The following is a 21,863-nucleotide window of genomic DNA, read 5'->3' as shown; positions in this document are numbered from 1 at the left end:
TCCGCCGAACCGCCGTGGTACGGACCCGTACGCCCGGTGGTGTGGGAGGGGCGGCGTCGCAAGACGCCCCCCTATCCCGATTGAGTTCGAATTGCTCTCGCGCATTATCGCCTCCATGCAATCAATGGATAGCTGGCGCTGAGACCAGCGCAGCCTCAAATGAGTCTGAACCCGGACACTTCGAATTCCTCTCGCGCTCCGCTCCGCCAAGCAAAGAATGGATAATCCTGCCTCATTCGCGGTTTCATATGTCGTAAGCCAGGACACGCGCTTGGCCAACCTGCCGATGCGAAGACGCCGCCTACGGCCGTGTGCAATTACAATTACGGAATTACGGTGGCCCGTCGCCAATCAAACGGCGTGCCGTTCAATGTGGCTGAGCGCCATGTCGAGGGCCAGCTCCAACGGCTCCGAATTGCGGGTTGTTTTCGACAGGAGAATGCCGCCCTGGATCGCAGCCAATACGGCCACGGCCATTCCTCTGGCGTCAACGCAGGACCTCAATTGTCCCATCTCCTTCATGCGAGACAGACCTGCTTCGATGACCATGCCCCAGGCTGCGAAGCTCTGATCGAGCTGGCGGCGGGCTTGCTCGGACTGCGCGGCGAGGTCGTTGGCGAGCGAGCCCAGCGGACAACCTCCAACGCCTCCCCACGCGCGATTGGCGGCGACCATCGCTTCGCGCCAAGCATGCAGAGCCGCGAAGGAATCGAGACGCTCAAAATGCAGAGCATTCGTTTGAAGAATGCGGCTGGCCTGTAGTTCAATAACCTCGCGCACCAGGCCGTCTTTGTTGTCAAAGTAATGGTAGAGTTGGGATTTGCTGGCGCCGCTCGCTTCCATCACGTCATCGAGACTGACCCGCTCCACGCCGCGCGCGTAAATCAGGCTGGCGGCTGCTTCGACAATGCGCCGCTTGGTCGCCGCCCCTCGCGGGGTTAAGGCGCGTTTCTGTGGCTTGGCGTTCCGATCCATCGAGCATTCATCCTAAGAACCTGCATCCTAAGAAATGGACTGGACAGTCCACTTTGAATCTCGCATTCCTGGACTGATTAGTCCAGACGCAAGGATGCATCCGTGACCCAACCCCTGCAGAACGGCCAGCTCTTCCCCAAACTCGAAATCCCCGCCGTTGGCGGCGGGGTCCTTAGCCTCCCGGATGATCTCGCCGGGTTCTATGGCGTGGTCCTGATCTACCGCGGCCACTGGTGCCCATTCTGCAACGAGCAGATGGCGGCGTTTGCGATCGCGTCCGAAGCGCTTTCGCAAGCGGGCGTCAAGGTCGCAGCCTTCTCGGTCGACGACGAGGCGACGACAACAGAGTTCGTTGGGAAGCATCATATCCCGTTCAAGATGGGGCATTCCGCCAATGTCGAGACCGTTGTCGGCGCGACTGGCGCTTACGAAACGCAATTTCCGACGAGAGGGCATTTCCTGGAGACCACCGGGTTTATGCTTGCCCCGGATGGCGCCATCGTCAATGCGGTTTACTCGAGCCGCGCGATTGGCCGCCTTGTTCCAAACGACGTGATCCGTCTCGTCGCATTCATGAAGTCCATAAACAAATAAGCCGGGACAAGGCGTCGCCGCGGCCTCAGTCGAGGCGGTGCGATGGTCGCGGTCTAAGCCGCTCTCTCCTGAGCGCTCAGCGCTGAGCACATCTTTTGGAATTTCATCGAGCAGTGGCCGGCCCCGGTTCAATCGGCGGCCGGGCGCCTCGATGAATCCTTCACATCGCTCGCGGCCCTTCGCTTGGGCGATCGTCGGCGCATCCGGCGGCGAGATGGTCAGCCGGAAGCGGACGAAGAGTGCGAGCGCCTTGCGACTATGTTGACGGCGATTACGGCGACAGGCGCCTAATTCCCTCTTTCGAGCGGGGCTGTCCGAGCGACGCCAACCATCCCTTCCAGTCGCACACCGCGCCGTCGAGCTCTCAAGGCGAATGCTCCGCATTCGCCTTGAGAGCTCGACGGCGCTCCATGCCGAGCGCGCGCGGGAATGATGTGTCAAATAGCGAAATAGGCGCCTGCCGCCGTAATTCGTGATTCATAGGTTGCGTATCTAGTTTGTCATCGCCAGCGCAGGGCTGTTCGGGGAGCGGTATCGTGACGATAATCTTAGCCCAAGGTACACCATACCCGTTGCGCCCCGAACCATATTGGCACCTCTGCCCAAAGCAGGGCGGCCATATCTTGCACAACGCACACAATGGGGAAGGTATCTGCGCGAGCAGTTCGGCGATTCGGCAACTACCAGCGATGGAGGGTGCCATGTCGCGTTACGGCTTCGACGCGGCCGCGACCGAAAAGGAACAAGTGTGGGAGGCTGTGAGGATTGCCGTATGCGCACAGGCACCCACAAGACTGCACGCGATGTTCCTTGTTGACGATGAGGAAATAGCTTCCAGAGCGATGAAGACGTGGTTCGCGGGACAGGAACGCCATTTGCTCAAAGCGAGGATTGATCGACGCGCAAAGACACATAGAGCTGATGCGAAGTGGCTGGATTACGGGCGCGGCGAGTGGGAGCAAAGCGCATCCCGGTACTGGCGCGACGAAATGACGGCCGATCCGATGCCCGAAATTATCATCGAAGGCTTCGTGTACTTTCCGGAATGGAACAATCCGCCCTTTGGCTTTGGCGCCGGCCTATTGCCACCCTCTCAGTGAAGGTGTCATTCAATAATGCGCATGATAATGTCCTCGTCATTCGCGTTATTATTTATCGACTGCATCTTTTGAGAGGTTGACATATGGAATTACGCGCCTGTCGCCGCAATTCCGAGCAGACATCGAGTCGAATTGAGTGCGCGGCAGACAGCGCCGGGATGAGTGTCGTGAGTCGGTTTGTGGCGAGAAGCATGCCGGCGGCAAACGGCATTACCGCGACAAGCCCGTCCTTGTCGAATTGCGCGCAACAAGTCGACGAACGTGCGGCGGCGGCCGACGTCTCTCGTGAGTTCTTGTATTGCTGAAGCGTTGCGTGATGCTCAATTCCGAACAATCGCCGTTCAAATTGAAGGCTAGCGAAACGAAGGCTGTGGTGTGTTATTCAAGCTGACAATGGCTTCGGCGGTGGGGAGCGGCATGGCATTGCGCGGCAACGGGCAACCTCTGATCAAGGGCAGTCGCGTCTCGGACCTATTTGGCTACTTTATCAAAAAACTCTCTTATGGCCGTACATCGGCCGCCATGATGAATGTTTGCTGGATAGTCGCTTTTCTGATTGGACTGGCCTTCATAGGAACCAGCTTCGCCTCCAATGCTCTCGCCCAGGACTGCGCGAGCCAGAGAGACGGCTCTGTCGTCTGCCAATGTTCATCCTCTTCAGTAAATCAGGGTCAGTGCTGCAAAGGCAATTCGAATCCCTTCTGCGCTCCCAACTGCGCCGCTTGCAGCGATCCGACCGATCCCAACTGCTGCGATGTGGCGATACGCGGTTATCTCTGCACGTGTATCGGCCCGCTGACGACCGCGACGGGGCCGCTGTCCTATTATCTGCTCGCAATTACTTATGAGCCGCCGGGCAACGCGAGCACCGCTCAATATCTAAACGGCACTTCTCTTGGCTCCCAGGTCATGGTGCAGATTACGACTGCGGGTGGCGCGACCGCGCAGATCACGACTCCGGTTCTCCAGGAGAGCGCGAGCTACCTCTACGGCAGCATCAACGGCGATGCATTCCAAATGACATCGAATGGATCATGGGGTCCGCAGGTCACTTCCAATACAGACTTGATCGATCACCTGAATGACAAGTTTTGGCTCTGGACCAACGTCGACATGACCGCGACCATGCAAGGCGACAATTACACCTCGTCGTTGCAACCGCCTTCCGGCCAGCTCGTCAACGTCCTCGATGTCAGCGTCGGAGAACTCGCCGGACTCGTTCCGCTGCCTGGCTACAAAGCCGCGCAGCTCTCCCATTTAACCAACGGCGACAAAGCCGCGATTCTGAGGACAAATCCGTTCGTCGCCTCGCTTTCCGGCGACATCAACCCGACTCCAACGCTTCCAGCGAACCGGTTCACATTCATGAAAGAGCACTTTCAGGTGATGGGCCCAGACAACGCTAACGATCCCCCATCCGGCACAGCGTTAGATACAAATACTCAAGATATTCACGGCTATATTATGGGCTATATGCATCAGGTCGGTTACACCGATCTGTTCGGCACGAGCGTAGCGTTCCTCACGACCGCCTCCGCATATGCCGGGGTTCAGTTCCAATACACCTATCAAAAAACGACCCAGTCGAATTCCGGCACAATCACGGACGCACAAGGGCTGCTGGAGTCAAAAACCACGTGCTGGCACCAAGGCGTCGATCTGTACTGGGACGGCGCGTTCGGCACCTATCTGTTCATGCCCACGAAAGCTGGAAGCAGCGATTGCGGCGCTTCCCCCGGGTTGATGGGCCACATCAACAAACCGCCGCGAGCAGGAGGCAGGCCATCCAATGAGCCCGCCAGCGTTGCGGTCACCGCCACCATGCCGGATGGAACGATTTGGCGAACGCAGAGCAACTTGCAGGGAGAATTCAAATTTTTTGACCTTCCGACAAATGCGGATAAAGGCGTTCATATTTCAGGTCCAAGGGCGTATGCCCTCCTCATCGACAAATTCGAAGGCCTTTCAGAGGGCTTCCGCGTTTCGAGAACGAAAGACGGCGACGTTGTCGTCGACGTGCCGCCGCCGCAATGCCAATTCTCGACAAGCTGCCCGTCCTACCAGAATCAGCCGCCGCAATACTCGCTGAGCTGTCCGACGAACGCCGATTTCTATTCCTGGAGCGGCAAGCCTATCAACGACACCACGCCGCCCTCCGGGACTTTGCTCTCGACCAGCAGCCGGACGAACATAGGATCGACAGCGGGATACAATAATTTTGTAGCGGCTTGTAATGTTGGAACCAAAGATTCTTGTCACAGCTACTCAATTTACGCGGCTGCATCGAGTTGGTGTCATTCCAAAACGCCTCCGCCGCCAATCCGCGCCTGCACGCAATGCGGCGCGGGAAAGAAGTGCTGCGCCAATCCGAATGGAGGGCCTGGTCACATCTGCGTAAGTCTCTCCGTTCCTTGTCCGGTCTTGCGCTAAACAGATTGCACGACCAAGATTGACCCTCGCGCGCGCTGTTGATGCGCAGCGCAAGAATCTCAACGGAAGGCGTCATGGCTGGGTTACGGCGCCTAATTCCCTCTTTCGGCCCGGGCTATCCGAGCGACGCCAGCTATCCCTTCCAGCCGCACACCGCGCCGTTGGCCTCATGGAAGCATGAACTTCCGAAGTTTTGAGGCTGTCGATGGCGCGCTCTTGCGCGCCGCCTCCGGCGGTCAAGACCATTGACAGCCTCAAAACTTCGGAAAAAAGAGGCTTCCGTGAGGTCGACGGCGCTCCATGCCGAGCGCGCGCGGGAATGATGTGTCAAAGAGTGAAATACGCATGTCACTGAATTAGCCGTGTCTCACGGGAGGGGCGCAGTCCACATATATGATAAAGGACATTATCATACACTTTCTCAGCAACGTCTCGCCCATGCTCGCGCCTGGTACGCCAACCGGGAGAATAATGGAAACTGGCAATTCGGCCCTTCGAAATTCGTAGGTTACGCGGTGACGACGACATGGCGCGCGCACCAGGTCGCAACGTTACGGGCCCGTCTGGCTTCCTGATGACTGATTCTGATATCCGTATTTTTGATCCGGGCGGGAGTGTCGTGACATGACAGAACAATTAGACCCGAAGCGGGCTTTTATCGTCCGTCAGGCTATCGCCGATGCGCGCGCAGCCGATGCAAAGGCGGAGCGCCTAGAAGAAAGCTATGTACGGCTTCTTGTGCTGGGAAACGCCGGAGGCTTAATCGCTTGCTTCGGCATCGCCGATGCGCTTGCCGGCAACAAAGAATCGGCGGGTACGTTTTCTCTCGCGGCACTAACAGGACCGATGTGGTTATTTTTTATTGGTTTGATCTTCGGGGGCCTCATCGTGTCGATTCAACAAAAACGGGCTGTGCGGGAGTCAGAAGAGCACGGCCAAAAAGCACTTCAAGCAATCAAGGACATCGGCTTGATCGTTCCGAGAGTGCCGCCAACATTTTCTCCCATCGAACTCAAAGCAGTCCCTCATCTTACAACCGCGATCAATATCCTGGGTATCCTAAGCCAAGCTTTCTTTTTTCTAGGCGCGGTGTGGGGGCTTTTTCGCATTGGTGCCGGTCACTGAACCGTAAATCATCAGTGCGCAGCGTGCGCTAGAATTACGGAATTACGGCGACACGCCCGTATTTAACTAATTAGAAGGCAGATAGGCGAAGGCGCACTACAAGGGGAAGGCGGGCGCCGCCGTAATCTCCAAACGCTGTGGCGGGGCCGAGCCGCCGTCAAGCGGAAGCGGAAGCGGGGGGATTCAGCGCAAGGCCTGCCGGCCTCCCCCGATTACAAATATCCCTCAAGCTCCTTGGCCGATTCCTCCGGCTTGCGGTCCATATTGAACGCCTCGACGAACTGGCCTTTGGCGTCCATCAGATAGATGATCGATGAATGGTCCATGCCATAGCCGCCGTTTTCGGGCGGGCCTTTGCGCGCGTAGACGCGATAGGCCTTCTCGACCTTGTCGATCGCGGCGCGATCGCCCGACAGGCCGATGATGCGGGAATCGAAACTGGCGAGATAATCTTTCAGCGAGGCGGCGGTGTCGCGTTCGGGATCGATGGTGATGAACAAGGCCCGGATCGGTTTGCCCGGCAGTTTGGCCAGCACGTCGGACATTTGGGCGAGCGTGGTCGGGCAGACGTCGGGGCAATTGGTGTAGCCGAAATAGACGAGGAAGGGCTCGCCCTTCATGTCTGCCTCGGTCACCACGCGTCCGTCCGGTCCCTGCAGCGTGAAGGGGCCGCCGACCAGCGAGGCCGTCCCGCCGGGTTTTTGGCGCAAGACGGGATAGAGGGCGGCGGCGATGATCGCCAGGGCGCCGACCGCCGCAGCGACGGCGATGAGCCATTTGCGCTGGCCGGTTGGCGCGGCTTCGGGGGAGGAGGGGGGCGGGCTCAAGGCGACTCCAAACTGGCGCAGGCGAACGACATATGCGTACAAAATGGCGCAAAAACACGGCGCCGGAAATAAGGCAAGGGGTCAATAGAGCTGACCTATATGCCGGAGAGCGCTGCGCGGAGGCGATAGGCCAACACTATCAACTTGCCGTGAACGGCCTCCGCACTGTAGCATTTTGGCAATAGACGCTATGCCGCCGATAGGAAACCCCTCCGGCCGCCAATCAGTGCGGGGTCGATGCGACGATGGTGCTGCGCCAGCTCGAATATCTCGTCGCCCTCGCCCGGGAGAAACATTTCGGGCGCGCGGCTTTGGCCTGCAATGTTTCGCAGCCCACGCTGTCGGCGGCGATCCGCCAGCTCGAAGAGGATCTGGGCGCGCCGATCGTCGAGCGCGGCCACAAATTCCACGGCCTGACCAGTCAGGGCCGTGTCGCGCTCGACCATGCGCATCGCATTCTGGCCGAGGCCGACATCCTGCGGCGCAGCCTCAAGGATATGGACAAGGGGCTGTCGGGCCGGCTGCGGCTTGGCGCGATTCCGACCGCTATGCCAATCATCTCGCATCTCACCGGGCCTTTTCATGCGCGCTTTCCCAACGTGTCGGTGACCGTTCTGTCGCAGACATCGCAGGAGATTCAACGCGGCATTGACGATTTCGAGCTCGATGTCGGCGTGACCTATCTCGACAACGAGCCGCTGGTGAATGTGCTGACCAAGCCGATCTATAGCGAGGAATATGTCTTCCTCACCCCGGCCGCCGGCCCTTATGCGCAGCGCCGCAAGATCAGCTGGAAGGAGGCCGCGCAGGCGCCTTTGTGCCTGCTGACGCCTGACATGCAGAACCGGCGCATCATCGACGGCATTTTCCGCTCGGTGGACGCTCAGCCTAAGCCCTCGGTGGAGACCAATTCGATCTTCAATTTGTGCTCGCACGCGAGTTCCGGCCTCTGGTCCTCGATCGTGCCGCGCCAATTGCTACAGTTTTTTGGCCTGCCGCGCCAGACGCGCGCGATCGAACTGGTCGAGCCCAGCGCGAGGCGGATGATCGGGCTGATCATGTCGGACCGCGAACCCGCGTCGCCGCTCGCGCGCAACCTGCTGGCGATGGAGCGGCCCGACGACATCGGCCGCCTCATTGTCCCGCCGGCGGCGCCGGGAAGCGGCGACGATTATCGATAGGCTCTTTCTATCGTGCATTCGGAATGTTCAATTGGAAAAACCAATCGATTTGAACGATTCTATTCGGGACGCAGCGGATGGCCGGTGGGCGCATCGCTGATCGGGAGGCTTGGATGAAGGGCTGCGCGCCCTGGGACGCCGAGGCGGCGGCCCGCATCATCGAGGAGCATCGCGGGCGGCAAGGCGCGGCTTTGCCCATTCTGCGCGCGCTGCAGGAATGCTTTGGCTATGTCGACAAGGCGGCGGTTCCGATGATCGCCGACGCGCTTAACGTGTCGAAGGCGGAAATCCACGGAATCATCACCTTCTATCACGACTTTCGCGCCGCGCCGGTCGATGGCGATGTTTTGAAGCTATGTCGTGCGGAATCCTGTCAGGCGATGGGCTGCGAAGACCTCGTCGCGCATCTGGCCGCTGAGCACCGTATCGTCGCCGACCAGCACAGCCCCGGCGCGACGCTCCGTGTCGAGACCGTCTATTGTCTTGGTAATTGCGCGCTGTCCCCGGCGGCTTTGCTGAACGGCGATCCCGTCGGCCGGCTCAATCGATCGCGGATCGATTCCATCGTTCACGACGCTTCCGGAGGCGCTTGATGAGCGTCAGGATTTATGTTCCCGGCGATTCCGCCGCTCTCTCGGTCGGCGCCGAGCAGGTCGCCAGCGCGATCGCGCGCGAGGCGCGTCAGCGGAGCCTCGACATCCAACTCACGCGCAATGGCTCGCGCGGCCTGTTCTGGCTGGAGCCGCTGGTCGAAGTGGAGACGGCGCAAGGCCGGCTCGCCTATGGCCCGATCGAACCGGGCGATGTCGTCTCGCTGTTTGACGCGGGCTTTGTCAGCGGCGGCGCACATCCAAAAGCGTTTGGGCGGATTGAGAACATCCCCTATCTTGCGAACCAGCAGCGCATGATTTTCGCACGCTGCGGCGTTACGGATCCGCTTTCGATCGAAGATTACCGCTGGCATGGTGGCCTGAAGGGGCTCGCGCGCGCCCTCGAAATCGGGCCAAGGCCAACCATCGAGGAGGTTCTTGCCTCGGGCTTGCGCGGGCGCGGTGGCGCGGGTTTTCCGACGGGCATTAAATGGCGCACGGTCGCGGGCGTCGAAGCGGACCAGAAATATATCGTTTGCAATGCCGACGAAGGCGACAGCGGCACTTTCGCTGATCGCATGCTGATGGAAGGCGATCCCTTCACGCTGATCGAAGGCATGACGATCGCCGCGCTCGCCGTCGGCGCGACGAAGGGCTTCGTCTACATCCGCTCGGAATATCCACATGCCTTCCGCATGTTCGAGGCGGCGATCGAAAAAGCGCGCAAGGCGGCTGTGCTCGGACCCCGCATTCTCGGGTCGAACCATGCCTTCGACATCGAAGCGCGGCTCGGCGCCGGCGCCTATATCTGCGGCGAGGAGACGTCACTGCTGGAAAGCCTGGAGGGCCGGCGCGGGCAAGTGCGCGCCAAGCCGCCTTTGCCGGCGATTCAGGGCCTGTTCGGCAAGCCGACGGTCATCAACAATGTGCTGTCTTTCGCCTCCACGCCATGGATTCTTCAACATGGCGGCAAGGCCTATGCCGAATATGGGATGGGGCGCTCGCGCGGGACGCAACCCTTCCAGCTCGCCGGCAATGTCCGTTACGGCGGCCTTGTCGAACTGGCGCTTGGCGCGACGATCCGCCGTCTCGTCGAGGATTTCGGCGGCGGCACAAAATCGGGGCGGAAGTTGCGCGCCGTCCAGGTCGGCGGTCCGCTCGGCTCCTACTTTCCTGACAGCCTGCTCGATACGCCGCTCGATTACGAAGCGATGCTCGCCGCCAAGGGCATGCTCGGCCATGGCGGCATTGTCGTGTTCGATGACAGCGTCGATCTCGCGCGACAGGCTCGGTTCGCGTTTGAATTTTGCGCCAAGGAGAGTTGCGGCAAATGCACGCCATGCCGCATCGGCTCGACGCGCGGCGTGGAGACGGTCGACAAGATCATCGCCGGCGTCAATCACGGCGCCAATCTCGAATTGCTGCGCGACCTCTGCGCTGTGCTGACGGATGGTTCGCTCTGCGCGCTCGGCGGCCTCACGCCGATGCCGGTCATCAGCGCGCTCGATAATTTCAGTGAAGACTTTGCGCTCCGCGCGGCGCCGATAGCGGCGGAATAGGAGGTTCCCATGGCGCTCATTCGCGAACTCGACACGGGCACGCCGATCCGCATCGGCGGCGATATGCTGACGCTGACCATTGACGGCCAAGAAGTTCGCGTGCCGGCCGGGACTTCCGTGATGGCGGCGGCGGCAAGCCTTGGCACGCAAATCCCCAAACTCTGTGCAACCGACATGCTGGAGGCCTTCGGCTCCTGCAGGCTTTGCCTCGTCGAGATCGAGGGGCGTAAGGGGACCCCGGCGTCTTGCACGACGCCGGTCGAAGCGGGCATGACAGTGAAGACCCAGACGCCGCGTCTCGCCAAACTGCGGCGCGGCGTGATGGAGCTTTATATTTCCGATCATCCGCTGGACTGTCTGACCTGCAGCGCCAATGGCGATTGCGAATTGCAGACACAAGCTGGCGTCGTTGGCTTGCGCGACGTGCGCTATGGCTATGACGGAGAAAACCATCTCAAGGCGCCGACGGATTCCTCCAATCCCTATTTTACCTTCGAATCGTCCAAATGCATCGTCTGCTCGCGCTGCGTGCGCGCCTGCGAGGAAGTACAGGGCACTTTCGCGCTGACCATTGAGGGGCGCGGCTTTGGCTCGAAAGTCTCTCCCGGCGGCGTTGATTTCTTCGGCTCGGAATGCGTGTCGTGCGGCGCCTGCGTGCAGGCCTGCCCGACCGCGACACTGAACGAAAAAAGCGTCATCGCGCTGGGAACGCCCGAACATTCCGTCGTGACCACCTGCGCCTATTGCGGCGTCGGCTGCTCGTTCAAGGCCGAGATGAAGGGCGAGGAGGTCGTGCGCATGGTTCCCTATAAGGCAGGCAAGGCCAATGAAGGCCATTCTTGCATCAAGGGCCGCTTTGCTTATGGCTACGCCACTCATAAGGACCGCATCACGAAGCCGATGATCCGCGCCAAAATCACCGACCCCTGGCGCGAAGTTTCTTGGGACGAAGCGCTGAATCACGCCGCGAGCGAATTCAAACGCTTGCAAAAAGACTATGGTCGCGATTCCATTGGCGCGATCACCTCGTCACGCTGCACGAACGAGGAAGTGTTCATCATGCAGAAGCTCGTGCGGGCGGGCTTTGGCAATAACAACGTCGACACCTGCGCGCGCGTCTGCCATTCGCCGACCGGCTATGGCCTGAGCAAGACGTTCGGCACATCGGCCGGCACGCAGGATTTCAAATCGGTCGACAAAGCCGATGTCATCATGGTGATCGGCGCCAATCCGACTGACGCTCATCCCGTCTTCGCTTCGCGCATGAAAAGGCGCCTGCGCGCCGGCGCGCGTCTGATCATCGTCGACCCCCGCCGCATCGATCTCGTCAAATCGCCGCACGTCGAAGCGGATTATCATCTGCCGCTTCGGCCTGGCGCCAATGTCGCCATGATCAATGCGCTCGCTCATGTCGTCGTGACCGAGGGCCTCGTCGACGAGGCTTTCGTGCGCGAGCGCTGCGATCTCGCCAATTTCGAATCCTGGGCGCGCTTCATCGCCGAGGAGCGTAATTCGCCCGAAGCGACGGCGAAGATTTCCGGCGTCGATCCCAACGAATTGCGCGCCGCCGCGCGGCTCTATGCGACGGGCGGTAACGGCGCGATCTATTATGGCCTAGGCGTCACCGAACACAGCCAGGGCTCGACCATGGTCATGGGCATGGCCAATCTCGCGATGGCGACCGGCAATATCGGCCGCGACGGCGTCGGCGTGAATCCCCTGCGCGGGCAGAACAATGTGCAGGGATCCTGCGACATGGGTTCTTTCCCGCATGAATTTTCAGGCTATCGACACGTGTCTGACGATGCGACGCGCGAGACGTTCGAACATCTGTGGGGCGTGAAAGTTTCGAACGAGCCGGGCCTGCGCATTCCCAATATGATGGATGAAGCGGTCGAGGGTTCGTTTAAGGGCCTCTACATCCAGGGGGAGGACATCGCTCAGTCCGATCCCGATACGCAGCACATCACCGCTGGCCTCAAGGCGATGGAATGCGTCATCGTGCAGGACCTCTTCCTGAACGAAACGGCCCGCTATGCGCATGTTTTTTTCCCCGGCTCGTCGTTTCTGGAAAAAGACGGCACGTTCACCAATGCCGAGCGGCGGATCAGCCGCGTGCGCAAGGTGATGGCGCCGCTCGCCGGCATGGCGGACTGGGAGACGACGATCGCCTTCGCGCGCGCGCTTGGCGTCGAGATGAATTATACGCATCCCTCTGAAATTATGGATGAAGTGGCCGCGCTCACGCCGACCTTCGCCGGCGTTTCCTATAAGCGGCTCGACGAACTGAATTCGATCCAGTGGCCATGCAACGACAAAGCCCCAACGGGCACGCCGATCATGCATGTCGATCATTTCGTGCGCGGCAAGGGTCAGTTCATGCTGACCGAGTTTGTCGCGACCGATGAGAGAACCGGACCGCGCTTTCCGCTGTTGCTGACCACGGGGCGCATCCTGTCGCAATATAATGTCGGCGCGCAGACGCGACGCACGTCAAACAACACATGGCACGACGAAGACCTGCTCGAAGTGCATCCCTTCGACGCGGAAAGCCGTGGCATTCGCGACGGCGACCTCGTTTCCATGCAGAGCCGCGTCGGCGAAATAGCCCTGCATGCGAAAATCTCGGAACGCATGCAGCCCGGCGTCGTCTACACGACCTTCCATCACGCCAACACCGGCGCGAATGTCGTGACCACCGAATATTCGGATTGGGCGACCAATTGCCCGGAATATAAGGTGACGGCGGTGCAGGTGCGGCGCACCAACCATTATTCCGACTGGCAGGAACGAGACTGGGAAGAGGGTTTCTCGCTACGCCGCATTGCTCAAGGATTGGTCGATGCCGCGGAGTGACGACAATGGCTCCGCTGCGGTCGCCGCGCGTGACTATCGCTACGATTGCGGCCCCTCTGGCGAGCTCTTCGCGCGAAATATTGCGATAGAGGCGCCGGTCAACATCCTGTTTGGCGGCATTCCCTTCGCGGTGATGATGACGACGCCGGCCGATCTCGAAGATTTCTCGATCGGCTTTGCGCTGACCGAGGGGATTGTCGAGGGTCTAAGCGATATTCGCGGCGTCGAGATTGCGCGCACCGAACAAGGCTTGAAAGTCAATGTCGCCTTGGTCGGGGAGCGCATGAGCGCCCATCTCGCGCGAGGACGCGCCATTTCGGGGCGCACGGGGTGTGGCTTATGCGGCATCGACGACCTCGCTCATCTGCCCGCGGCGCGCGCGCGCATCGCGGATGCCAAGCCGATCGATCCGGCGGCGATCAAGGTCGCCTTGCATGCGCTTGATCAAAGCCAGCCGCTCAACGCCGAGACGCGCGCCGTTCATGCGGCGGCCTGGTGCGATCGCAGCGGGGCCATCGTCGCGTTGCGCGAGGATGTCGGACGGCACAATGCGCTGGACAAGCTCATCGGCGCTGTCGTCAGGAGCGGCGCCTCTCCGGCGGATGGTTTCTTCGTCATTACCAGCCGGTGCTCGTTCGAGATGGTCGCCAAGGCCGCTGTCTTCGGCGCTTCGACGCTGGTGGCGCTTTCCGCGCCGACATCGCTCGCCATCGAGCGAGCCATGGCTTGCGGCATCGCGCTGATCGCCGTAGCGCGCCCCGACCACGCAATGATCTTTACAGAGCACAGCCCGGCCGCCAGCGGAGGTCTTGCGGCATGAGCGGTGGAAAAATCGACAAACTGGTCCACATGGCCAATCAGATCGGCGATTATTTCAAAGTCATGCCGGAGCACGAAGCCGTGAATGGCGCGGCCGACCATCTGCGGCTCTATTGGACGCCAAAGATGGTGGGGGAGATTATCGGTTATGTCGACGCAGGGCATTCCGGACTGAATGCTGTCGCCGCGCGCGCCGTCGCCGAACTCAAACGAAGGTCTAGCATGTAAAGCGTTCGCACTCCGACTAGGATCGCAAACAAACCAAGCCGGCTCGCAAGGGAAAGGCCTGGGATGAAGAGGGAGGATACATGACGACTTATGATTTGGCGGGAGCCGCCGGCGCCGGACTGCTGGACCGGGCGCGCACCATCGCCAAACCCGGCTTCAACCGATGGCTTGTACCACCCGCCGCGCTGGCGATCCACCTGTGCATCGGCATGTCCTACGGGCTCAGCGTGTTCTGGCTGCCGTTGAGCCATGCGCTCGCCGGTCCACAGGATGCGGCTTGCAGGGACATGTCGGTCTTCGACGCGCTCTTCACCACGTCTTGCAACTGGCGGGTGAGCGACCTCCTCGTCATCTTCACGATCGGCATCGTGGTGCTTGGCATATCGGCCGCTTTGTTCGGCGGCTGGCTTGAACGCGCCGGGCCGCGCAAGGCCGGGTTCGTCGCCGCGCTCTGCTGGGGCGGCGGCTTCATTCTGTCTGCGCTCGGCGTCTATCTGCATCAGCTCTGGATCCTCTGGCTGTCGCTCGGCGTGCTCGGCGGCGTCGGGCTCGGGCTGGGCTATATTTCTCCGGTCTCGACGCTGGTGAAATGGTTCCCCGATCGACGCGGCATGGCTACCGGCATGGCGATCATGGGATTTGGCGGCGGCGCGATGATCGGATCGCCGCTCGCCAACCTGCTGATGAACCATTTCAAGACCGCCGATTCCACCGGCGTATGGGAGGCGATGGCGACAATGGGAATCGTCTATCTCTGCTTCATGATGGCCGGCGCTTTCGGCTATCGGGTGGCGCCCGCCGGTTGGGCGCCCGCCGGCTGGACGGCGCCCGCGGCGAAGAGAACAATGATCACCCAAGGCGCCGTCCATCTCGACAATGCGCATAAGACGCCGCAGTTCTGGCTGATCTGGGCCGTTCTGTGCCTGAATGTTTCGGCGGGCATTGGCGTGCTGGCAATGGCCTCGCCGATGTTCCAGGAAATCTTTGGCGGCTCGTTGATCGGACATCCCGAGACGGGCTTTTCCGCGCTCGACGCCGGACAGAAGACGGCGATCGCGACGATCGCGGCGGGTCTGGTCGGCCTGCTCTCGCTATTCAATATCGCGGGTCGATTTTTCTGGGCCTCCTTGTCGGACGGCATCGGTCGCAAGATGACCTATTTTATCTTCTTCGGTTTGGGCATCGTGCTCTATGCTGCCGCGCCCTCGCTCGCGCACATGGGTCAGAAAGCTTTGTTCGTCGCCGCTTTCTGCGTCATCCTGTCGATGTATGGCGGCGGTTTCGCCACCGTCCCCGCTTATCTCGCCGATATTTTCGGAACCCAGTTCGTCGGCGCCATCCACGGGCGGTTGTTGACCGCCTGGTCGGCGGCGGGCGTCGTCGGCCCGCTCGTCATCGGCTACATCCGCGATGCGCAGATATCGGCCGGGGTCGAACGCGCGCTCGTCTATGATCGTACGCTTTATATTCTCGCGGGCTTTCTTGTTGTGGGGTTCATTTGTAACGCGCTTGTGCGGCCCGTCGCGCCGAAATGGCTGATGACTGCCGAAGAAGCGGCCAGGCTCCAGACTTCCCCCAAGGTCGATTCGGCAGGATCGGTTTCTCAAGGGACCGATTTTGGCGGCGGGCTCGACTTCAATACGATCCTGGCCTGGGCGGCGGTTTGCATTCCGCTTGCCTGGGGCGTCTGGAAGACGCTCGACAGCGCAGTCAAGATATTCCAGTAAACAGAGGTGTGGGCGTCCGGCCCGCTTTTAACGCGGTGGGGCGAACCCGCTGAAGTCGAAAGACGCGACCGGGGTGGTCCCGGTCCCAGAGATGGCCGCGCCGCCGCGACTTTACTCAGTGGCCATGATCGCGTAGTTCATTGGAGCAATGAGCCCCGGCCCAGCCCATTGTCGCTGGCGCCGGGGTTTGTTTGTCTAGGGTCTGGAGTTCTCAACGGATGGCTAATGTCGTCGTGGTCGGCGCCCAATGGGGCGACGAGGGAAAAGGCAAGATTGTCGATTGGCTCTCGGTGTCAGCCGATGTCGTCGTGCGTTTTCAGGGCGGTCACAATGCCGGCCATACGCTCGTCATCGACGGCAAAGTGTTCAAGCTCGCGCTGCTGCCGTCGGGCATCGTCCGCTCGGGCAAATTGTCGGTCATCGGCAACGGTGTGGTGCTCGACCCCCATCATTTTGTGGGCGAAGTAGAAAAACTGCGCGGCCAGGGCGTCGAGGTGACGCCGGCCAATCTCAAGATCGCCGAGAACGTTCCTCTCATCCTCGCGCTCCATCGCGAACTCGACGCGCATCGGGAATCCTCCAATGTCGCCGGCGTCAAGATTGGCACGACCAAGCGCGGCATCGGGCCGGCCTATGAGGACAAGGTCGGGCGGCGCGCGATCCGCCTCATGGACCTTGCCGAGCCCAACGAGCTTGACGCCAAGATCGACCGCCTCCTCGCCCATCACGATCCTTTGCGCCGCGGCCTTGGCCTCGAGCCGACCAGCCGCGAGGCGATCCGCGACGAGTTGCTCGCCGTCGCGCCCAAGGTGCTGCCCTTCATGGCCGCGACCTACGATCTGCTCGATCGCGAACGGCGCGCGGGCAAACGCATTCTCTTCGAGGGCGCCCAGGGCGCTTTGCTCGACGTCGATCACGGCACCTATCCCTATGTGACCTCCTCGAACACCGTTGCCGGCAGCGCCGCCGCCGGGTCCGGGCTCGGGCCGGGCGCCATCGGCTACGTCCTGGGAATCGCCAAAGCCTATACGACGCGTGTCGGCGGAGGGCCTTTTCCGACCGAGCTCAACGACGCGACCGGCCAATTGCTCGGTGACCGAGGAAATGAATACGGCGTCAACACCGGGCGGCGCCGCCGCTGCGGCTGGTTCGACGCGGTGCTCGTGCGCCAATGCGTCAAGACTTCCGGCATCGATGGCATCGCGCTCACCAAGCTCGATATTCTCGACGGCTTCGACGAGATCAAGGTCTGCACGCATTATCGTCTCGATGGCGCTGATATCGACTATTTGCCGGCCGCCCAGGGGGCGCAGATGCGCGTCGAGCCGGTCTATGAGACCATCGAGGGATGGCAGGGAACCACAGGCGGCGCACGCTCATGGGCCGATCTCCCCGCTCAGGCCATCAAATATGTCCGCCGCATCGAAGAACTCATCGGCGCGCCTGTCGCCCTATTGTCGACCAGCCCGGAGCGGGAAGACACGATTCTTGTGCATGATCCATTTCGGGATTAATTCGACGCTGGCGCGCGGGGTCTTGAGGGATTGACCGGAACCGATCATGGCTGACTATTATCCGCTTCTCGCCAAAGCTCTGGCAAACCTGCCCAGCCGAGCGGCGCCCACGGCGCGCCGTGCGATCTATGAGCGCGCGCGCAAGGCGTTGATCGGCCAGTTGCGGTCGATCCAGCCGCCGATGCCTGAAGGCGACATAGCGAGCGAAGATGCGGCGCTCGATCAGGCGATCGCGCGCCTGGAAGCCGAATATGGCGGGCCCTCGACGCCCGCAAGCGCGCCGATCGCACCGCCGCCCTCGCCGTCCCCATCTCCCTCCGCCGCCGCAAGTCCAAAGGCGCCGCCCGCCGCGCCTCCGTCTATTCCGGGCGCGCGCCCGAACCCGCCCGTCGCGCGACCCGCGCCCGCCTGGACCCCGAAACCGCTGGCGACCCCGGGCGCCGCGCCGCCGGCAGCCCCTGTCGCCGCGCCGCCGGCATCCCCTGCCGCCGCGCTGAATCCGCCGCCAAGAGCTCCGGTTGCGCCGCCTGCGCCACGGCAACCGACGCTAGGACCCCCGTCGCCCGCCGCTGCCCCAAGCGGGCGCCCCGCGCCGCCTATAGAACCGGCGCGGCTGCTTGCCGGCGGCGGCTCGTCGACTTCCATCGCCCCGCCTGTTGCGGCGCACCAGGGGTCGAGCGCGGACGACCCCGGCCTTGCGCCGATCGTCGCCGCGTCGCCGGCCGCCACGCTCGGCATCCCGCCGGCCAGGACCGGCGCCACGATCGCACGCCCCAGCGCGCCAGGTCGCGACGAGGCGCCCCGACGCAGTCCCTGGCCATTGGCGGCCCTCGTCGTGCTGATATGCATTGCCGGCGCGATCGCCATATTCGCTTATCTCATGCGGGAGAAGCCGCAGGATCTGGCGACCAAGACGACGACCGAAGCGGCCGACAAGACGAATCCGGCAAACCAAAACAAAATCGCCGAACGGATCAAGGGCGCCGGCCAGAGCGATCCGGCGCCGGCCGCCGGCGAAACGCCCATTCCTACGGTGACTGTGCCCGTGGCGCCGGTGCAGGTTGCGCCTGCGCCGGCCGGGGCCTCCGCGTCGCCGCATTTGGCCGACAATGCTCAGACCGCTGCGGCGCCTGCTCCGGCGGCGCCGGCCGCCGCTGTCCCTGGAAACTCGCGCGCCGCGATGCTGATTGGCGTCACGAGCGATCCGCAAAAGCCGATTGTGAATCTGGGCAGCGCCATCTGGTCGATCATTCCCGCGAGTCCTGGCCAGCCCTCAAGCGTGGCCGTGCGGGTTGAAGTGGATATTCCCGACCAGAAAATGCATGCGACGGTGACGATTCGGAAAAACGCGGACGCCAGCCTGCCTGCGACCCATACGATCGATCTGCGCGCGACCTTCGCCGACGGCGCCGAAATCAAAGGGGTCAAGGACATGGGCCTGCCGCAATTGCGCAAGGACGACGCGCCTACCGGCGACGCGGTTTCAGGCGTGCGCGTGAAAATAAACGATAGCTATTATCTGGTCGGCCTCACGCGTTCGGACGCGGACGCGGCTCACAATCTCGATCTTCTGGCCACGCGAAGCTGGTTCGATTTTCCGCTGCTGCTCAATGACGACCGGATCGCCAAGCTGACCTTCACGAAGGGCGAGACTGGCGACAAAGTGATGGCCCAGGCTCTCGACGCCTGGAAATGAAGCGTGATCGATGGCGCTTTATAACGCCTCGTTCCGCTCGTCGTCCTTCGCTTCGTAGCGCACCACGAGCGGCGCCTGGGCTAAGGCGAAGAGAATCGTCAGCGGCATGATGCCGAACGTCTTGAAGCCGACCCAAAAACTAGTCGTCTGCGTGCGCCAGACGATCTCGTTGAGCAGCGCTAGCGCTACGAAAAAGAACGCCCAGCGCCAGGTGAGCTTGCGCCATCCTTCGGGCGTGACGTTCAGCGCGCCGTCGAACAGAATCGGCAACAGCGGCCTGTCGAAGGCAAGCCCGCCAAGAAGGGCGCCGCCGAACAGCAGATAAAGCGCGGTCGGCTTCATCTTGATGAACGTCTCGTCGTGAAAGAAAAAGGTCAACGAGCCGAAGATGACGACGATAATGGCGGTGACCAGGGGCATGATAGGGATGCGCCGCAGCAGCGCATAGGAGACGCCCAGCGTCACGACGACGCTCACCATCATCACGCCCGTCGCCCCGAACAAACCCAGCCTCGAATAGGCGATGAAGAATAGCGCCAACGGACCCAGTTCAAGGACGAGCTTGAGGATTGGATTAATGGTCCTGCGCTTTTCAAGGGCCGCGCCCTGGCCGTCAATCATCGAGGCGTTCTCCCGTTGCGGCATGTCTTAGCGCTCCAGCCCGGCTATCGCATGAGCGAAATCGCGCGCCGCGAAAGGTTCAAGATCCTCGACGCTTTCGCCGACGCCGATGAAATGCACGGGAAGCGCGAACTTCTCGGCGATCGCCACCAGAATGCCGCCGCGCGCCGTGCCGTCGAGCTTGGTCATAACGAGGCCGGTGACGCCGGCGATGCGACCGAAAATCTCGACCTGACTGAGCGCGTTCTGGCCGACGGTGGCGTCGAGCACGAGCAAGACGGCGTGCGGCGCTTCCGGTTCGACCTTTTTCATGACGCGGATCACTTTTTCAAGTTCGCCCATCAACTCGGTCCGATTCTGCAATCGTCCCGCCGTATCCATCAGCACAATGTCCGAACCGTCCGCCCGCGCCGCATTGATCGCGTCGAAGGCGAGGCCAGCGGCGTCCGCGCCCTGCTCGCGCGCGACAATATTGGCGCCGACCCTTCCCGCCCACAGGCGCAATTGCTCGATCGCGGCGGCGCGAAACGTATCGCCGGCCGCCAGCGTGACCTTCAGTCCTTCCGCGGAAAATTTCGCCGCCAGCTTGCCGATCGTCGTTGTCTTGCCCGAGCCATTGACGCCGACCACCAGGATAACGAAAGGCTTTTTGCCGGCTTCGACGACCAAGGGGCGAGCGACGGCTTCAAGAATCCGCTCGACCTCGGCCGCAAGGATCGCCCGCACTTCGCGCGGCTCGATCGCCTTATCGTAGCGCCCGCGCCCCACCGCCTCGCGAATGCGCGTCGCCGCGGCCAGGCCGAGATCGGCCTGGATCAGCAAATCCTCGAGGTCGTCCAGAGCGGCCGCGTCGAGCTTGCGCTTGGCGAAAATATCGACGATGCCCTGGCCGATCGAAGCGGAAGACCGCGATAGGCCTGTTGTCAGGCGCGCGAACCAGCTCCGCTTGGCCGGCGTCGCTTCAGGCGCGCTCGCGAGCGGTTGCGGCGGCGGGTCAGGCTCGGCGCGAGAGAATAGCCGGCGGAACAATCGGGGCTTGGATTTCTCAGCGCCATCGTCGTTGAATGTCATCGCTGTTCCAAACACATTCCCGACGCGCTTGAGGGCGCCGCTCGTCTCGTTCTCGTGTTGCATATAGGCGCGGAGGCTTGGCGCGCGACCGCCGCTCGTTTAGCTATTGGGCCATGACGCCAGAGGAAACAAGAGCGCGCCTGCTCTATCGCGATGGGTTGATGCTCATCCTCGACAAACCGGCGGGAATCGCTGTCCATAAAGGCCCCAAGGGTGGGCAGAGCCTCGAGGATGATTTCGACGCGCTTCGCTTCGGCTTGCCGCGCAAGCCCGCGCTGGCGCATCGGCTCGATCGCGAAACCGCCGGCTGTCTGGTGCTCGGCCGCCATCATAAAGCTTTGGAAAAACTAGGGCTTTTGTTCAAGCAGGGTAAAATCGGAAAGACTTATTGGGCGATCGTCGAAGGCGGCCCTGATGCGCAACAAGGGCTTATCGATCTGCCGCTTGGCCGGCTCGATGCGACGCGCGGCTGGTGGATGAAGGCGGACCCCGCCGGACTGCCGTCGCAAACGCGATGGACAATCGCCGGACGCGGCGAAATCGACGGCCGGGCCATCGCCTGGCTCGAATTGGAGCCTCTGACCGGCCGCACCCATCAATTGCGCGTTCATTGCGCGGCCCAGGGTTGGCCGATTCTTGGCGACAGTGTCTACGGGACGGCGCCAAGAGGGAATATTTCGCAATCCGCGCCTGGACTGCAATTGCTCGCGCGGCGCGTCTCGGTCCCGCTGGCGAAGACTGGGCCGCCGATCGTCGTTGAGGCGCCGGCGCCCGCGCATATGCTGCGCGCCTTGGAAATCTGCGGCTTTGCCGGCGATCCCCCGCGGGCGATCCTCGAGCCGGGCGCAGCGGCTGAGGTGTGAGCGGGCCGCCTGATTCGCCGGCGCGGGGGAGGGGGCTCATCGGCGCTCCAGGAGTCTGGCGGCCAGTTCAGGCGATGTCGACGAGAC

At 61.8% G+C, this 21,863-nt stretch carries 18 protein-coding genes; 14 read left to right on the top strand and 4 right to left on the bottom strand.

Annotated features, from left to right (window positions below; translation table 11 throughout):
• Positions 1-351: 351 nt before the first annotated feature.
• The gene (locus GSQ90_RS00700; protein ID WP_158812561.1) at positions 352-975 is read right to left on the bottom strand and encodes a TetR/AcrR family transcriptional regulator; all 624 of its coding nucleotides are present in this window, start codon (positions 973-975) and stop codon (positions 352-354) included.
• Positions 976-1,077: 102 nt separating this feature from the next.
• Between GSQ90_RS00700 and GSQ90_RS00695 the strand changes: the two genes are divergently transcribed.
• The 4 genes from GSQ90_RS00695 to GSQ90_RS00680 all read left to right on the top strand — a co-directional run bounded on the left by GSQ90_RS00695 (position 1,078) and on the right by GSQ90_RS00680 (position 6,224).
• Positions 1,078-1,569, top strand: a complete 492-nt coding sequence (locus GSQ90_RS00695; protein ID WP_158812560.1) for a redoxin domain-containing protein — start codon at positions 1,078-1,080, stop codon at positions 1,567-1,569.
• 701 nt (positions 1,570-2,270) lie between these two features.
• Positions 2,271-2,669, top strand: coding sequence for a hypothetical protein (locus GSQ90_RS00690; protein ID WP_158812559.1), 399 nt, complete (start codon positions 2,271-2,273; stop codon positions 2,667-2,669).
• Positions 2,670-3,044: 375 nt separating this feature from the next.
• Positions 3,045-5,099 carry a hypothetical protein gene (locus GSQ90_RS00685; protein ID WP_158812558.1) on the top strand — a complete coding sequence of 685 codons (2,055 nt, stop codon included), beginning with the start codon at positions 3,045-3,047 and terminating at the stop codon, positions 5,097-5,099.
• Positions 5,100-5,723: 624 nt separating this feature from the next.
• Positions 5,724-6,224: a hypothetical protein gene (locus GSQ90_RS00680; protein WP_158812557.1), complete on the top strand. Its 501-nt coding sequence runs from the start codon at positions 5,724-5,726 to the stop codon at positions 6,222-6,224.
• A gap of 212 nt (positions 6,225-6,436) precedes the next feature.
• Here the strand turns inward: GSQ90_RS00680 and GSQ90_RS00675 are convergent, their stop codons facing one another.
• The gene (locus GSQ90_RS00675) at positions 6,437-7,051 is read right to left on the bottom strand and encodes an SCO family protein (RefSeq protein WP_158812556.1); all 615 of its coding nucleotides are present in this window, start codon (positions 7,049-7,051) and stop codon (positions 6,437-6,439) included.
• 245 nt (positions 7,052-7,296) lie between these two features.
• On the opposite strand from GSQ90_RS00675, the gene GSQ90_RS00670 reads away from it, so the two are divergent.
• From GSQ90_RS00670 to GSQ90_RS00630, 9 genes are all read left to right on the top strand, one after another.
• Positions 7,297-8,232: a LysR family transcriptional regulator gene (locus GSQ90_RS00670; protein WP_158812555.1), complete on the top strand. Its 936-nt coding sequence runs from the start codon at positions 7,297-7,299 to the stop codon at positions 8,230-8,232.
• A gap of 113 nt (positions 8,233-8,345) precedes the next feature.
• Entirely contained in the window at positions 8,346-8,825 is a 480-nt protein-coding gene (locus GSQ90_RS00665) for an NAD(P)H-dependent oxidoreductase subunit E (RefSeq protein ID WP_158812554.1), read from the top strand.
• Complete coding sequence (locus GSQ90_RS00660) at positions 8,825-10,381, top strand: NADH-quinone oxidoreductase subunit NuoF (protein ID WP_158812553.1); 1,557 nt, start codon at positions 8,825-8,827, stop codon at positions 10,379-10,381. Before GSQ90_RS00665 ends, GSQ90_RS00660 begins: the two co-directional genes overlap by 1 nt.
• A 9-nt stretch (positions 10,382-10,390) precedes the next feature.
• The gene (gene fdhF, locus GSQ90_RS00655; protein WP_158812552.1) at positions 10,391-13,237 is read left to right on the top strand and encodes a formate dehydrogenase subunit alpha; all 2,847 of its coding nucleotides are present in this window, start codon (positions 10,391-10,393) and stop codon (positions 13,235-13,237) included.
• Entirely contained in the window at positions 13,224-14,057 is an 834-nt protein-coding gene (gene fdhD / locus GSQ90_RS00650) for a formate dehydrogenase accessory sulfurtransferase FdhD (RefSeq protein ID WP_158812551.1), read from the top strand. Before fdhF ends, fdhD begins: the two co-directional genes overlap by 14 nt.
• The gene (locus GSQ90_RS00645) at positions 14,054-14,284 is read left to right on the top strand and encodes a formate dehydrogenase subunit delta (RefSeq protein ID WP_158812550.1); all 231 of its coding nucleotides are present in this window, start codon (positions 14,054-14,056) and stop codon (positions 14,282-14,284) included. Before fdhD ends, GSQ90_RS00645 begins: the two co-directional genes overlap by 4 nt.
• An 80-nt stretch (positions 14,285-14,364) precedes the next feature.
• Positions 14,365-16,011 carry an OFA family MFS transporter gene (locus GSQ90_RS00640; protein WP_158812549.1) on the top strand — a complete coding sequence of 549 codons (1,647 nt, stop codon included), beginning with the start codon at positions 14,365-14,367 and terminating at the stop codon, positions 16,009-16,011.
• Positions 16,012-16,229: 218 nt separating this feature from the next.
• Positions 16,230-17,525, top strand: coding sequence for an adenylosuccinate synthase (locus GSQ90_RS00635; protein WP_158812548.1), 1,296 nt, complete (start codon positions 16,230-16,232; stop codon positions 17,523-17,525).
• A gap of 46 nt (positions 17,526-17,571) precedes the next feature.
• Positions 17,572-19,221 (top strand): hypothetical protein, encoded by a 1,650-nt coding sequence (locus tag GSQ90_RS00630; RefSeq protein WP_158812547.1) that lies wholly within the window; start codon positions 17,572-17,574, stop codon positions 19,219-19,221.
• A gap of 18 nt (positions 19,222-19,239) precedes the next feature.
• On the opposite strand, the gene GSQ90_RS00625 is transcribed toward GSQ90_RS00630, so the two are convergent.
• Together GSQ90_RS00625 and ftsY are read right to left on the bottom strand one after the other, a co-directional pair.
• On the bottom strand, positions 19,240-19,866 hold the full coding sequence (locus GSQ90_RS00625; RefSeq protein WP_246731349.1) for a septation protein A: 627 nt from the start codon (positions 19,864-19,866) through the stop codon (positions 19,240-19,242).
• Positions 19,867-19,869: 3 nt separating this feature from the next.
• Positions 19,870-20,913 (bottom strand): signal recognition particle-docking protein FtsY, encoded by a 1,044-nt coding sequence (gene ftsY, locus GSQ90_RS00620; RefSeq protein WP_210254784.1) that lies wholly within the window; start codon positions 20,911-20,913, stop codon positions 19,870-19,872.
• A 113-nt stretch (positions 20,914-21,026) separates the two neighbouring features.
• Here ftsY and GSQ90_RS00615 point away from each other — a divergent pair, with 113 nt between their 5' ends.
• The gene (locus tag GSQ90_RS00615) at positions 21,027-21,776 is read left to right on the top strand and encodes an RluA family pseudouridine synthase (protein WP_158812545.1); all 750 of its coding nucleotides are present in this window, start codon (positions 21,027-21,029) and stop codon (positions 21,774-21,776) included.
• Positions 21,777-21,863: the final 87 nt, after the last annotated feature.

The sequence above is a fragment of the Methylocapsa sp. S129 genome (genome assembly GCF_009765995.1).
Lineage (GTDB): Bacteria > Pseudomonadota > Alphaproteobacteria > Rhizobiales > Beijerinckiaceae > Roseiarcus.
This window is presented reverse-complemented; position numbering and strand designations above follow the sequence as displayed.

What these genes read in the sequence shown, in the direction of transcription:
- GSQ90_RS00670 (WP_158812555.1), top strand. Translation starts at nt 7,297, where the DNA reads ATGGTGCTGCGCCAGCTCGAATATCTCGTCGCCCTCGCCCGGGAGAAA.
- GSQ90_RS00690 (WP_158812559.1), top strand. Translation starts at nt 2,271, where the DNA reads ATGTCGCGTTACGGCTTCGACGCGGCCGCGACCGAAAAGGAACAAGTG.
- GSQ90_RS00640 (WP_158812549.1), top strand. Translation starts at nt 14,365, where the DNA reads ATGACGACTTATGATTTGGCGGGAGCCGCCGGCGCCGGACTGCTGGAC.
- GSQ90_RS00665 (WP_158812554.1), top strand. Translation starts at nt 8,346, where the DNA reads ATGAAGGGCTGCGCGCCCTGGGACGCCGAGGCGGCGGCCCGCATCATC.
- GSQ90_RS00700 (WP_158812561.1), bottom strand. Translation starts at nt 975, where the DNA reads ATGGATCGGAACGCCAAGCCACAGAAACGCGCCTTAACCCCGCGAGGG.
- fdhD (WP_158812551.1), top strand. Translation starts at nt 13,224, where the DNA reads ATGCCGCGGAGTGACGACAATGGCTCCGCTGCGGTCGCCGCGCGTGAC.
- fdhF (WP_158812552.1), top strand. Translation starts at nt 10,391, where the DNA reads ATGGCGCTCATTCGCGAACTCGACACGGGCACGCCGATCCGCATCGGC.
- GSQ90_RS00635 (WP_158812548.1), top strand. Translation starts at nt 16,230, where the DNA reads ATGGCTAATGTCGTCGTGGTCGGCGCCCAATGGGGCGACGAGGGAAAA.
- GSQ90_RS00645 (WP_158812550.1), top strand. Translation starts at nt 14,054, where the DNA reads ATGAGCGGTGGAAAAATCGACAAACTGGTCCACATGGCCAATCAGATC.
- GSQ90_RS00630 (WP_158812547.1), top strand. Translation starts at nt 17,572, where the DNA reads ATGGCTGACTATTATCCGCTTCTCGCCAAAGCTCTGGCAAACCTGCCC.
- GSQ90_RS00615 (WP_158812545.1), top strand. Translation starts at nt 21,027, where the DNA reads ATGACGCCAGAGGAAACAAGAGCGCGCCTGCTCTATCGCGATGGGTTG.
- GSQ90_RS00660 (WP_158812553.1), top strand. Translation starts at nt 8,825, where the DNA reads ATGAGCGTCAGGATTTATGTTCCCGGCGATTCCGCCGCTCTCTCGGTC.
- ftsY (WP_210254784.1), bottom strand. Translation starts at nt 20,913, where the DNA reads ATGACATTCAACGACGATGGCGCTGAGAAATCCAAGCCCCGATTGTTC.
- GSQ90_RS00625 (WP_246731349.1), bottom strand. Translation starts at nt 19,866, where the DNA reads ATGCCGCAACGGGAGAACGCCTCGATGATTGACGGCCAGGGCGCGGCC.
- GSQ90_RS00680 (WP_158812557.1), top strand. Translation starts at nt 5,724, where the DNA reads ATGACAGAACAATTAGACCCGAAGCGGGCTTTTATCGTCCGTCAGGCT.